The following is a 12,620-nucleotide window of genomic DNA, read 5'->3' as shown; positions in this document are numbered from 1 at the left end:
CGCCCCCGACGCGCGGGGGCGGTGTTCCCCGCCCACGCGGGGATGAACCGTCATGGGTCAGCTGTTCGTGATTGCCGGGCTTGTGTTCCCCGCCCACGCGGGGATGAACCGCCGCCGTTTCCCCATGAACAACATCGCACACGGTGTTCCCCGCCCACGCGGGGATGAACCGCAACAGCAAACAAAACTTAGCGAAGATGCAGAGTGTTCCCCGCCCACGCGGGGATGAACCGGCTAGTCCGATGCCGAGGTCCGTTTTCCCGCCGTGTTCCCCGCCCACGCGGGGATGAACCGCGCCGGCATTGCGCCCCCGACGCGCGGGGGCGGTGTTCCCCGCCCACGCGGGGATGAACCGTCATGGGTCAGCTGTTCGTGATTGCCGGGCTTGTGTTCCCCGCCCACGCGGGGATGAACCGACGGTGCAGACATAAATATAGTTCTCGTCGACGTGTTCCCCGCCCACGCGGGGATGAACCGCGTTGCGAGCGCTTTAAGCGCGGTTGTCAGATGTGTTCCCCGCCCACGCGGGGATGAACCGATCGCGGTTTCGCCCGCCAGAAGCGGGGAAATGTGTTCCCCGCCCACGCGGGGATGAACCGCCTTATCGCTCTGTCAAAACGACTGGTGATGTGTGTTCCCCGCCCACGCGGGGATGAACCGACCGCTGATCTGGCTCGTGCTGACTTCAACCTGTGTTCCCCGCCCACGCGGGGATGAACCGCTCTTTCAGCCTCTCGGTGAGCTTGACGTACAGTGTTCCCCGCCCACGCGGGGATGAACCGGTTTGAAGGGCGCGGGCAAGCACATCAAGCAGGTGTTCCCCGCCCACGCGGGGATGAACCGACACATTGGTTTTGTCAAATGTGTAGCAAAATGTGTTCCCCGCCCACGCGGGGATGAACCGCTGCCCACAAGAGTAAGCGGCTCGACATTTAGGTGTTCCCCGCCCACGCGGGGATGAACCGCCGCGCGGGAACGCGCTCACCGTCTCGCTTTGGTGTTCCCCGCCCACGCGGGGATGAACCGCTTGCGGACGCGCTCGTCGTTACTTCAGAAAAGTGTTCCCCGCCCACGCGGGGATGAACCGGGAGCAGCCCGGCCAACTCATCGGCGAGCGCGGTGTTCCCCGCCCACGCGGGGATGAACCGGGGCTTCTTTGGTATGCGCTCAAATCGGGCGCGTGTTCCCCGCCCACGCGGGGATGAACCGGGGTTGATGCGCGACAGCGAGACGCGCGCTCCGTGTTCCCCGCCCACGCGGGGATGAACCGTCCTGGCTGTGGCGGTGGCTGTCCCGCCAGACGTGTTCCCCGCCCACGCGGGGATGAACCGGCGGCCCACGTGTCGGGGTGGATACGCTCGACGTGTTCCCCGCCCACGCGGGGATGAACCGATTATTTCACCAGTTCTCGTCCGTGGGAGCAAGTGTTCCCCGCCCACGCGGGGATGAACCGCGATCCGCCGCCGACGTGAGCCCCGCCAGCGCGTGTTCCCCGCCCACGCGGGGATGAACCGAAACCCCGCGCTATGGCGGGGCTTTCCAGGCTGTGTTCCCCGCCCACGCGGGGATGAACCGTCAGGCAAAACCGCGTTTGCTCTGGACACTGAGTGTTCCCCGCCCACGCGGGGATGAACCGTCTTCGCCCGGGTGGTAGCCGCCGCATTCGGCGTGTTCCCCGCCCACGCGGGGATGAACCGGCCGCGCGGCGCCAGCGTGGGGGGGAGTGATTGTGTTCCCCGCCCACGCGGGGATGAACCGGCCTCGGATTTCGCGGTTCCGAGCAAGAGAAAGTGTTCCCCGCCCACGCGGGGATGAACCGCGCGCGTATCGGGACTCCTTCTACATCCGCGAGTGTTCCCCGCCCACGCGGGGATGAACCGCCGTTCGCCTTGGCTGCCTCGACGTTTAAGGTGTGTTCCCCGCCCACGCGGGGATGAACCGGAACGGACCGAGCTTTTTGATCTCATGGGCGCGTGTTCCCCGCCCACGCGGGGATGAACCGCCGAGTATCCAGAAGCCGATTTGCAGCGCGACGTGTTCCCCGCCCACGCGGGGATGAACCGCATATGACATGCTCGCGGCATTCAAGGCGTTCGTGTTCCCCGCCCACGCGGGGATGAACCGTTGCGTCGCGCCAGTTGTGGGGGCGCGTGAAGGTGTTCCCCGCCCACGCGGGGATGAACCGGAAAACGCAGCGAGGTGGTCTGATAATTCAGTGTGTTCCCCGCCCACGCGGGGATGAACCGTTAGTTGAGGGCCAGTCAGTAAGTCGCTACTAGTGTTCCCCGCCCACGCGGGGATGAACCGGTCCATGCCTGACGGTCGATTTATTTACGGACGTGTTCCCCGCCCACGCGGGGATGAACCGGGCAACGAGTGGACGCGCGTGACCCGCAACATGTGTTCCCCGCCCACGCGGGGATGAACCGGAGGTGGGCGGGACTTGGCGGCCCCGCCCGATGTGTTCCCCGCCCACGCGGGGATGAACCGCGTCCCGTGAGAACCGGGCCTCGATCCGGCTGGTGTTCCCCGCCCACGCGGGGATGAACCGCCACTCCGCCTGTTCTGGCGTTGGCTCCATCCGTGTTCCCCGCCCACGCGGGGATGAACCGCCTGGAAAAACTCGCGAGGCCAGCGGTGATATGTGTTCCCCGCCCACGCGGGGATGAACCGCCGAGTCCCTCACTTCTGATCCATCGATAGAGGTGTTCCCCGCCCACGCGGGGATGAACCGCGTCACCTTACCGAGGCGCTTTCCGAGCCGATGTGTTCCCCGCCCACGCGGGGATGAACCGATTGCGCCACGGGGTAATCTGCAGGGTAAACAGTGTTCCCCGCCCACGCGGGGATGAACCGTCGAGCGCGATGAGCGCGTTGCCCATGTTCTCGTGTTCCCCGCCCACGCGGGGATGAACCGGTGTTGGCAAAGTCCACAAAGACCGCCGACGAGTGTTCCCCGCCCACGCGGGGATGAACCGCACACGGCTGCGCCGAAACTCGTGGTCGGCGGGTGTTCCCCGCCCACGCGGGGATGAACCGCGTTAGCCCTCGGCGGCGGGAGCCGTTACGCAGTGTTCCCCGCCCACGCGGGGATGAACCGGCAAATACCCCTATGAGGGCCTGATCTCCGAAGTGTTCCCCGCCCACGCGGGGATGAACCGCCGCGGCGGTTGTCGCGGCGGGACCGGATAGGGTGTTCCCCGCCCACGCGGGGATGAACCGGCCGAAAAATAAAGGGGAAACCGATTTATAATGTGTTCCCCGCCCACGCGGGGATGAACCGTTATCGAAAATTACGTGCCGCCGCTTGGCCAGGTGTTCCCCGCCCACGCGGGGATGAACCGCTTGGCCTGTGTATCGCTGTGAGCGCTGTACGGTGTTCCCCGCCCACGCGGGGATGAACCGGCCCGGCGCGCGATGCGGCAAGGCGCCCTTGCGTGTTCCCCGGCCACGCGGGGATGAACCGCCCCCTTGGGCGAGCCCCGCATGAATTGCAGCGTGTTCCCCGCCCACGCGGGGATGAACCGCCCGCCACCTCGATGAGCGGCGGATGCACGGTGTGTTCCCCGCCCACGCGGGGATGAACCGAGCAAGACGGCCAGCTGCCAGGAGATCGCTCTGTGTTCCCAGCATCCGTTCGATGCGGACCGGCAAGGTTTTCGGGAAAGGATCGCGAATGACAGGGGAAACCAAGACGCGCCTTGCCGTGATGGCGCTGGTTTACATGATGGTGAACGCCGTGCTGTTCGGCGCGGGCATGCTGCTTTTTTTGAACGGCGAGTCGATCGGCCCGCACGATCAGGCGAGCGCGGGAATCTGGAGCGTCGTTGCGGCGAGCTTCATCCTTGCCGCGCCGATTGCGTGGTGGCTGACGCCGAGGCTCAGGGCGCGGCAGGGGCGCCGCGGAGTGTCCGAACGGGATCGTATCGAGGCGGACGGCAAGAGATGACAGCGCGGCATCAGGCGCGCAAAAGCCCCCGGTTTTTACCCGGAGGCTTTTCATGCCGCGTGGCGAAAAGGGCCGTTCACGCCGCAGCGCTTGCGGACTCCGCCAAAGGCTCGCCCGCGTGGGCTCCGGCAAAGCGGACGCCGTCGAGCGCCACATAATGCGAACGGAACACCTTCCGGTCGAAAATGACTGTTCCGTAGAAGTAGAGGCGCGGGACGGCGTCCGCCAAGCCCTTTGCGGTAGCGTAGGCGTCCCACTCCTTGCCAGCGTTCAGCCATGACGCGTCGTCGAAGCCGGGCGCGGGCGCCATGCACGGCCCAGCCTCGCCCCCTGTCGGCGGTTTCAGAAAGGCGAACTCGCCCATCTGATCGTCGCGGCGGGCGAAATCGCGGCGCGTGAAGGACAGTTTACGGCTGCTGAACGTGGAGAGAATGACGACCTGCTTGCCGGACCATTTGTAGCGTGGCACGCCGAACAACGAATATTTCGTGTGAGCGGCAAATTCAGCGAACGTGATGGGCGAGTATTTCACGCCGTTGAACTCATGCGGGTCTACAGGGGTAACGGCCTGTTCAGCATTCTCTGCGATGGGCTCGCCTTGGTCGATCGATTGTTCTTCGGTCATCTCCACCGCATCTCTCTTTGAGGGTTACCGGGGGCGTCCTGCTGAAAGCTCGCATGACGCTGGTATACAAAGGGTAATTCTGCGCCACTGTGGCAAAACGGGGACAGATGTGCAAGGCGTCCATGCGCCGCGCCGACACAGACAAAGGGCTATCCCCATGGACCGGGCTTCCAGGGCGGGGCGTTCGCGACGGGCGGCAGAAAACGCGGCTGCGCCTCATCATAGGTTCGATCCGGGGCGAAACGCCAGAGCGGAATCAACGCGACGCCCGCCGCGAACCCGCCGATATGCGCCCACCACGCAATGCCGCCGCCCGTGTTCGACCCGAGGTCGATGAACCCCTGCGCAAACTGGAAGCCGAACCACACGAGCGCGTAAAACAGCGCGGGCACCTTGAAGAACAGCGGAATGACGACGATCAGGATCAGGATCGTGAGGCGTGCGCGCGGAAACGTGGTCGCGTAGCCGCCGAGTACGCCCGCGATGGCTCCGGAAGCGCCAAGCGTCGGCACGTCCGAGAGCTGGTTGAACCAGGCGTGCACATAGCTCGCCGTGACTCCGCAAAGAAGATAGAAGCACAGAAACTGCCAGCGCCCCACGCGTCCTTCGAGCGACGAGCCGAAGATGAACAGCGTCCACATGTTGAGGATGAGGTGCCACCATCCGCCATGCATGAAGGTGCCGGACACGAAAGGGAAGTAGTCGGTGCCGGAAAGACCGACATAGCCGGCCCAGGCGGGATCGAAATAGCGGCGCGGGATGAGCGCGAATTCGGCCGCGAAGGCTTGCGCCTCGCTCTGGCTCAGGCTCGACTGGTAGAGGAACACAAGTGTATTGATGAGGATCAGCGCGTAGGTAACGATCGGCGCGAACGGGATGCGGATCGAATCTTTGATCGGAAACATCCGGCGCCCCTTGTCTTATGACGCCGCCGACATGCGGTCCTTGAGCGAGCCGAGAACCTCTTCCATGTGGTCGAAGATCCAGTAATGGCCAGCGCCGACAACCCGCACCGGCTTGCAGCGCGGCACAAGCTCGCCGAGATGCAGGGCTGCTGAAACCGGAACATTCCGGTCGGCCAGTCCCTGCCATAGCAGGAACGGCGCCTCGATAGCCTCGAACGGAATATTCCAGCGCTCCGAAAAGATCCTGAACTCCTGCACGACGCCGCGAATGCCGGGCCGCATGCCCTCGGTCACGCCCGCAAGCACGTTTGCCTTGACATCGGGCCGCGACAGGATCGGCGCATCGGCAGGCCCGGCGCGGCGCATCAGCCCGCGAAACATGGCGTCGGGCGCGGCGTTGAACAGGGCGCGGCTCACTGAAAAGACGCCCGTCATCGCGAGCGTGTACTGCGGCATGGAGCGGAAGAAGATCGCCTCGCCGCGCGGCAGATTTGCCGGACCTTCGGGCGCACACATCGGCCCCACCGGGCTGACGAGCGCGGCGGCTGTCACGCGATGGGGCAGGAGTGCTGCGCATGCCGCTGCATATGGTCCACCGCCCGAGACGCCCGCAACCGCGAACCGCTCGATGCCGAGGCAATCCGCGAGCGCGGCAACGTCGCGCGGCCAGTCGACGAGCTTTCGCCCGGGCTGGAAGTCCGACGAGCCGAAGCCCGGCCGGTCGGGGGATATGAGGCGCAGGCCGAGCTTCCGCGCAGGCGCGTCGGCCAGGCGGTACATCAGGCGCGAACCGGGCGTGCCGTGAAAGACGAAGACGGGCAGCCCCGCATCGTCGCCATATTCGGCCCATGCGAGCTTGCGCCCACCTGAAAGCGCCAGCGTTCGCGGTTCCCCCGCCGAATCGGCGTCGTCGCCCTGCCGGGTGCTGGTTGCAAACGCCATGATGCGCCCTCCGGTTGAAACATCGCATGCGGACTTAAATATAGGCAGAAGCGGCCGCGCGAATGAGGTCGCCATTTCGAAATGTTAGCACATCGAGACAATGGGGAGAAAACGGCGAAGGCTGACGATTGTCTATCGCAATCCGCGTGGACCCCTGTGCCGCATTTTCACGGTTTGGTGCCTTTCTTCGGGATTTGTTATCGGGTTATCCACACACTCTGCTTGACACACTCGAACAAAAAGGGAACATATGCCGATCAAAGAGGGTGTATGAGTAAGGTGCTTTCATGCTGACCCCGATTTCACGGCAGATATGGGAAGCCAAATATCGTTTCACGCCGACGGGCGCCGCGCCCGAGCGATCCGTGAAAGACACGTTCGCGCGTGTCGCCAAGGCAGCCGCGTCGGCGGAGCATGAGGCCAGCCGAAAAGACTGGGAGAAGCGCTTTCTCGATGCGATGGCGGATTTCGCCTTCATACCGGCGGGGCGTATTCTCGCGGGCGCAGGCACCGGTCGCGACGTCACCTTGTTCAACTGCTTCGTCATGGGCGAGATCGGCGACGACATGGGCTCGATCTTCGCGAATGTCCGCGAGGCTGCGCTGACGCTTCAGCAGGGCGGCGGCATCGGGCACGATTTTTCTACGCTGCGGCCAAAAGGCGCGCCCGTTAAGGGCGTGGGCGCCGATGCGTCAGGCCCCGTCAGCTTCATGGATGTGTGGGACGCGATGTGCCGGACGATCATGTCCGCCGGATCGAGACGCGGCGCCATGATGGGGACGCTTCGCTGCGACCATCCGGATATCGAAGCCTTCATCGAGGCGAAGGCCGACCCGGCCAGACTGAGAAACTTCAATCTTTCGGTGCTTGTCACGGATGCTTTCATGGAGGCGGTGAAGGCGGATGCGCGCTGGCCGCTCATATTCGAGGGCACCGTTTTTCGCGAGGTGAGCGCGCGCGGTCTCTGGCTGAAGATCATGCGCAGCGCCTACGACTACGCGGAACCGGGCGTGATCTTCATCGACCGCGTCAACGCCGCCAACAATCTCGCCTGGTGTGAGACGATCTCGGCCACGAATCCTTGCGGCGAACAGCCTCTGCCGCCTTACGGCGCCTGCCTTCTCGGGTCGATCAACCTCGCCGCGCTGATCGAAAACCCGTTCGAACCACAAGCCCGGCTCGACGAGGCGCGACTGGAAACGCTCGTCCCGGTCGCGGTACGCCTTCTCGACAATATCATCGACGTGTCGCGTTACCCGCTGCCATCGCAGGAACGCGAAGCGAAGGCGAAGCGGCGGATCGGCCTCGGCGTCACCGGCCTCGCAGATGCGCTGATTTTCTGCGGCGCGCATTACGGCGAGGAGAGCGGACGCGCGCTCGCGGCGTCATGGATGGCGCGCATCTCGCAACTGGCGTATGAGGCCAGCGCCGCGCTCGCGAGGGAGAAGGGCGCCGCCTTTCCGCTTTTCGAAGCCGACGCCTTTCTCGCGCGGCCGTTCCCCGCCTCGCTTCCCTCATCGCTGCAACAGGCCATCCGACAACACGGCATCCGCAACGGCGTCCTGACCTCGATCGCACCCACGGGGACCATCTCGCTTCTGGCCAGCAATGTGTCGAGCGGGGTGGAACCTGTTTTCGACTTCGAATTCAGTCGGCGCGTGCTTCAGCCTGACGGCTCGACGCGCCACGAAACCGTTGAGGATTACGCGGTGCGCATTTTCCGCGAAAAGCGAGGCGATGCGCCACTCCCGCCCGCTTTCGTCGCGGCGCACCAGCTGACGCCGGCTCAACATCTCGAAATGCAGGCCGCGCTTCAGCGCCACGTCGACGCTTCAATATCCAAAACCGTCAATTGCCCGGCTTCCATCCCGTTCGAGGATTTCGAAATGTTGTACGCCGATGCCTATCGCCTGGGCCTCAAGGGTTGCACCGCGTATCGCCCCAACGCCGTAACGGGCGAAGTTCTCACGCCGGCGTCCAGCGAGGAGCAACCGCCAGCACAACCGGCGCTTCCCCTCACGGCAGCCGTGGCGCGCGAAGCACACGCTGTCGAACCGATCCCGCGCGTGCGCGAGCCCGTGCTTTCCGGTTTTACCTACAAGCTGAAATGGCCCGGCTCGGATCATGCCATCTATGTCACCATCAACGACAGCATCGAGGACGGCGAGCGGCGGCCCTTCGAAATATTCATCAACTCCAAAAATCTGGAGCACTACGCGTGGACGGTTGCCCTCACGCGCATGATCAGCGCCATTTTCCGGCGCGGCGGTGACATCGGCTTCGTCGTTGAAGAACTCAAGGCTGTCTTCGATCCGCGGGGCGGCGCGTGGATGGAGGGGCGGTACGTTCCGAGCCTCCTCGCCGCGATCGGCGATATTGTCGAGCGGCACTTCATTCATATCGGCTTTCAAGGCGAGGCTTCCGAACATGCGCCGCGCCGCGTCCACTCTCGGGTTGGAGGCGAGGGCGAGCAGGTGGGAAGGGTGTCTCTTGCGAATTACTGCCCGAGATGCGGGGCGCCGGGGATGGTTTCGCAGGAAGGATGCCGCAGCTGCCGTGTTTGCGGGTTCTCCACATGCAATTGAGCGAGGCTTCAGCTCTTCGGGTGTTCGACCTTTGCGCAACTTGCCCTAGGATTGGCAATCAAACATAAATGACGCTGAAAAAGCGGATTGTGGAGGACGACATGACGGGCAAAATTTATCCGGTCTCCGAGGCCTGGAGTAGTTCGGCCTACATCGATGAAAACAAGTATCGCGCGCTCTACGAGCAAAGCGTCAGCGATCCCGAAGGTTTCTGGGGTGAACAGGCCGCCCGCATCGACTGGATCAAGCCGTTCACGAAGGTCAAGAACACTTCTTATGATCCGCATAATTTATCGATCAAATGGTACGAAGACGGCTCCCTGAACGTAGCCGCGAACTGCATCGACCGTCATCTCGAAACGCGTGGCGACCAGGTCGCCATCATATGGGAAGGCGACGAGCCGGACCTGGATCTCAAGGTCACCTACCGCGAGCTTCACGAGCGCGTCAGCCGATTCGCGAACGTGCTCAAGAAGCACGGCGTCAAGAAGGGCGACCGCATCACGATCTACCTCCCGATGATCCCCGAAGCCGCTTATGCAATGCTCGCTTGCGCGCGCATCGGCGCGATCCATTCGGTGGTTTTCGGCGGCTTTTCGCCGGACAGCCTCGCGAGCCGCATCGTCGACTGCGACTCGAGCGTCGTCATCACGGCCGACGAGGGCGTGCGTGGCGGCCGGAAGGTTCCGCTCAAGGCGAACGCGGACAAGGCGCTCGAAAAATGCCCCAGCGTCGAGCGCGTACTTGTGGTGAAACGCACAAATGGCACGGTCGGCTGGACGCCGGGGCGCGATTACTGGCTCGCGGAAGAAATGGAAACCGTCTCCGCCGATTGCCCTCCCGAAGAGGTTAATGCAGAAGACCCGTTGTTCATCCTCTACACATCCGGTTCAACGGGGCAGCCGAAGGGCGTTCTTCACACATCCGGCGGTTATCTCGTCTACGCCTCTCTGACCCATCAATACATCTTCGATTACAAGGATGGCGACATCTACTGGTGCACGGCAGACGTCGGCTGGGTCACCGGACACAGCTACATCCTCTACGGTCCGCTCGCCAACGGCGCGACGACGGTCATGTTCGAGGGCGTGCCGAATTATCCGACAGCTTCGCGCTTCTGGGACGTCATCGACAAGCATCAGGTGAACATTTTTTACACGGCGCCGACGGCCATTCGCGCGCTGATGGGTGCTGGCGACGAACTCGTCAAGAAGACAAGCCGCAAGTCGTTGAAATTGCTCGGTAGCGTCGGAGAGCCGATCAATCCGGAAGCTTGGGAATGGTATTACCACGTCGTCGGCGAGGAACGCTGCCCGATCGTCGACACCTGGTGGCAGACGGAAACCGGCGGCATTCTCATAAGCGCTCTCCCGGGCGCCATCGCCCTGAAGCCCGGCTCGGCCACTCTGCCGTTCTTCGGCGTGAAGCCCGCACTCGTGACGCCCGATGGCCAGCCGATCGAAGGCGCGGGCGAGGGCAACCTCGTCATCACCGATTCGTGGCCCGGCCAGATGCGCACCGTGTACAAGGACGACACGCGTTTCGTCCAGACCTACTTCTCCGCCTATCCCGGCACTTATTTCACCGGTGACGGCTGCCGCCGCGATCAGGACGGCTACTACTGGATCACCGGCCGCGTCGATGACGTGATCAACGTGGCGGGCCACCGCATGGGCACTGCGGAGGTCGAGTCGGCGCTTGTTGCGCACCCGAAGGTGGCCGAAGCGGCCTGCGTGGGCTACCCGCACAGCCTGAAGGGACAGGGCATCTATGTCTATGTCACCCTGATGGAAGGCATCGAGTCGACCGAGGCGCTCCGGACGGAACTGCGCAATTGGGTTCGGCAGGAAATCGGGCCGATCGCCACGCCGGACCTTATTCAGTTCGCTCCCGGCCTTCCGAAGACGCGCTCCGGCAAGATCATGCGCCGTATTCTGCGCAAGATCGCGGAGGACGACTTCTCCAACCTGGGCGATACATCGACGCTTGCGGAACCTGGCGTTGTGTCGGATCTTATCGAGAACCGCATGAACAAGGCCGAAGCCTGATGGAAACCGGCGGGGTCCGGCAAAGCTGGACCTCGCCTTGATATCCGACCGTGAAGCTTATGTGGGGCTGTTACTTCAGAGCCACGGCAGGCGGCGGGAAACGCTCCCGGTATTGCCAGGACATGCATCTCCTCGCGAATCCGGCTAATTAACAGGCATGCGATGGGTTACATTGGAAAAGAGCCATGCCTGAGCGAAACATCGACAACACCGAGGTCAGGGCGAGCTTGGGCTTTCGCCCAACACTCCTGACGCCGGTCATGGAAAGAAATGCGCTCGAAAGCAGCGACGTAGAAGACTTTCTCTCCGTTCGCCTCTCAACCAGCGATGAAGGCGGTGAAGGCGAAGCCGAGCATTGGCTTAGTTAGCGTTCCGCGCCGCCGCCGCCGCCGCTACACCGGATTGCGCTTGGCAGGGCGCCTGGAGCTTTTCTCCGCGCTCTCGCGCGCCATCCGGTTGTCGCGCTCCTTTTACGCCGGCGAGCGTCTAGATCAGCCTGCGTTTAATCGGCCTCGATTTGACGCAGAAAAGCTGATCGACAACAGCAACCTACAGCCTCGTGCCGCGTCTGATTTGCGGTACCAGGCTGGGATACTTAGGCGCGGCGTTGTCAGAACGCGGTCAGCGCAACAGTCGCGTGCTCGACATGCGGCGGCTGGGCGAAGAACGGTCCGGCGAGTTTCCGCCACTCCTGAAAGTTTTCCGAGTTGCGAAAATGCACGATGTGATCGTCGAGCGTTTCCCACCGGATGACGAGGCGATATTTTGACGGTGATTCGACCGTGCGCTGGAGTTCAAGGCCGATACAGCCCTTCGAGCGCTGAAAGAACGGCGCGGCTTCCCTCACCGCTGCCTCGAACGCCGCTGCGTCGCCCTCTTTGACATGAATTTCGCAGATCTCGTAGACCATTGCCATCCCTTTGCCCGACGCGTCGCACTCCGCGACGCACCCTCTTCCTATTCAGTACCACCGGCGCGTGCCGCTATTTCACCTTCTCGCCAGGATACACACCCCAAAGGCTCTTTTGCGGTAGATATCCGTTCTGCTTGCCCGCATAGACCTCGCAATCTTCGCCGTCGCATTGCGCGATATCGACAATCGCGCCCGGCTCGATCTGAGCGACGAGCGTCCCGCCGCCCCGCGATGCCGTCAGCCGGAACAGCATGCGGTCCTTCACCCATGGCGCGACGACGGCTGTCCGACGTGCGCTCGTCAGCACCGCATTCACCCAGCCGGTGCCGCCATCCGAATCGCGCACCTGTCGCCAGTTCTCGAATTCGGCGATCACCTCCACGGGCAGCCCCGCGCGGCGGAACACCCACGCGATCTGATATTCCCAACCGGGACCAACGCGCGCGTTCACCTCGCTCGCCTTCAGGCTGACGAAACGCGGCAACGGCAGGCCAGTGACCGGCCCGGCATTGCGTTGTGTCATGTCCTGCGCTAACGATACGCCGGAAAAAAACGAGAACGCGACCACTATGCCGCATACGATCCGAAGCTTTGTCATCGCGGGCCGTATCTGATAGATAACGGGAGCGAAATTGCGTTGCACCTGTCCATCA

The 12,620-nt window shown here is 63.4% G+C and carries 9 protein-coding genes and 1 CRISPR repeat array; of the genes, 4 read left to right on the top strand and 5 right to left on the bottom strand.

Features of this window, described 5'->3' with window-relative positions:
* Nucleotides 1–21: 21 nt before the first annotated feature.
* Nucleotides 22–3,588: direct repeats of the CRISPR family, unit length 29 nt; unit sequence GTGTTCCCCGCCCACGCGGGGATGAACCG.
* A gap of 88 nt (nucleotides 3,589–3,676) precedes the next feature.
* On the top strand, nucleotides 3,677–3,949 hold the full coding sequence (locus KKP04_RS03885; RefSeq protein WP_215027015.1) for a hypothetical protein: 273 nt from the start codon (nucleotides 3,677–3,679) through the stop codon (nucleotides 3,947–3,949).
* A gap of 76 nt (nucleotides 3,950–4,025) precedes the next feature.
* Here the strand turns inward: KKP04_RS03885 and KKP04_RS03880 are convergent, their stop codons facing one another.
* From KKP04_RS03880 to KKP04_RS03870, 3 genes are all read right to left on the bottom strand, one after another.
* Nucleotides 4,026–4,574 carry a hypothetical protein gene (locus KKP04_RS03880; RefSeq protein ID WP_215027012.1) on the bottom strand — a complete coding sequence of 183 codons (549 nt, stop codon included), beginning with the start codon at nucleotides 4,572–4,574 and terminating at the stop codon, nucleotides 4,026–4,028.
* Nucleotides 4,575–4,723: 149 nt separating this feature from the next.
* Nucleotides 4,724–5,479 (bottom strand): rhomboid family intramembrane serine protease, encoded by a 756-nt coding sequence (locus tag KKP04_RS03875; RefSeq protein WP_215027009.1) that lies wholly within the window; start codon nucleotides 5,477–5,479, stop codon nucleotides 4,724–4,726.
* 15 nt (nucleotides 5,480–5,494) lie between these two features.
* Nucleotides 5,495–6,421, bottom strand: a complete 927-nt coding sequence (locus KKP04_RS03870) for an alpha/beta fold hydrolase (protein WP_215027005.1) — start codon at nucleotides 6,419–6,421, stop codon at nucleotides 5,495–5,497.
* A gap of 287 nt (nucleotides 6,422–6,708) precedes the next feature.
* On the opposite strand from KKP04_RS03870, the gene KKP04_RS03865 reads away from it, so the two are divergent.
* The 3 genes from KKP04_RS03865 (at nucleotide 6,709) to KKP04_RS03855 (ending at nucleotide 11,422) form a co-directional block, all read left to right on the top strand.
* Entirely contained in the window at nucleotides 6,709–9,006 is a 2,298-nt protein-coding gene (locus KKP04_RS03865) for an adenosylcobalamin-dependent ribonucleoside-diphosphate reductase (RefSeq protein ID WP_215027002.1), read from the top strand.
* 101 nt (nucleotides 9,007–9,107) lie between these two features.
* Nucleotides 9,108–11,054, top strand: coding sequence for an acetate--CoA ligase (gene acs / locus KKP04_RS03860; protein WP_215026999.1), 1,947 nt, complete (start codon nucleotides 9,108–9,110; stop codon nucleotides 11,052–11,054).
* A 185-nt stretch (nucleotides 11,055–11,239) separates the two neighbouring features.
* Nucleotides 11,240–11,422, top strand: coding sequence for a hypothetical protein (locus KKP04_RS03855; protein ID WP_215026996.1), 183 nt, complete (start codon nucleotides 11,240–11,242; stop codon nucleotides 11,420–11,422).
* 242 nt (nucleotides 11,423–11,664) lie between these two features.
* On the opposite strand, the gene KKP04_RS03850 is transcribed toward KKP04_RS03855, so the two are convergent.
* Together KKP04_RS03850 and KKP04_RS03845 are read right to left on the bottom strand one after the other, a co-directional pair.
* Nucleotides 11,665–11,964, bottom strand: coding sequence for an antibiotic biosynthesis monooxygenase (locus tag KKP04_RS03850; protein ID WP_215026993.1), 300 nt, complete (start codon nucleotides 11,962–11,964; stop codon nucleotides 11,665–11,667).
* 73 nt (nucleotides 11,965–12,037) lie between these two features.
* Nucleotides 12,038–12,490, bottom strand: coding sequence for an SH3 domain-containing protein (locus tag KKP04_RS03845; protein WP_251133883.1), 453 nt, complete (start codon nucleotides 12,488–12,490; stop codon nucleotides 12,038–12,040).
* Between the last annotated feature and the right edge of the window lie 130 nt (nucleotides 12,491–12,620).

The organism is Rhodomicrobium sp. Az07 (assembly GCF_018619475.1).
In the GTDB taxonomy this organism is placed as follows: Bacteria; Pseudomonadota; Alphaproteobacteria; order Rhizobiales; family Rhodomicrobiaceae; genus Rhodomicrobium.
The sequence above is the reverse complement of the archived record's forward strand: the minus strand, read 5'-3'. Positions and strand labels throughout refer to the sequence as shown.

Bases quoted from the DNA above. Each gene is read 5' to 3' on its own strand.
- KKP04_RS03885 (WP_215027015.1), top strand. From the start codon at position 3,677: ATGACAGGGGAAACCAAGACGCGCCTTGCCGTGATGGCGCTGGTTTAC.
- KKP04_RS03880 (WP_215027012.1), bottom strand. From the start codon at position 4,574: ATGACCGAAGAACAATCGATCGACCAAGGCGAGCCCATCGCAGAGAAT.
- KKP04_RS03875 (WP_215027009.1), bottom strand. From the start codon at position 5,479: ATGTTTCCGATCAAAGATTCGATCCGCATCCCGTTCGCGCCGATCGTT.
- KKP04_RS03870 (WP_215027005.1), bottom strand. From the start codon at position 6,421: ATGGCGTTTGCAACCAGCACCCGGCAGGGCGACGACGCCGATTCGGCG.
- KKP04_RS03865 (WP_215027002.1), top strand. From the start codon at position 6,709: ATGCTGACCCCGATTTCACGGCAGATATGGGAAGCCAAATATCGTTTC.
- acs (WP_215026999.1), top strand. From the start codon at position 9,108: ATGACGGGCAAAATTTATCCGGTCTCCGAGGCCTGGAGTAGTTCGGCC.
- KKP04_RS03855 (WP_215026996.1), top strand. From the start codon at position 11,240: ATGCCTGAGCGAAACATCGACAACACCGAGGTCAGGGCGAGCTTGGGC.
- KKP04_RS03850 (WP_215026993.1), bottom strand. From the start codon at position 11,964: ATGGTCTACGAGATCTGCGAAATTCATGTCAAAGAGGGCGACGCAGCG.
- KKP04_RS03845 (WP_251133883.1), bottom strand. From the start codon at position 12,490: ATGACACAACGCAATGCCGGGCCGGTCACTGGCCTGCCGTTGCCGCGT.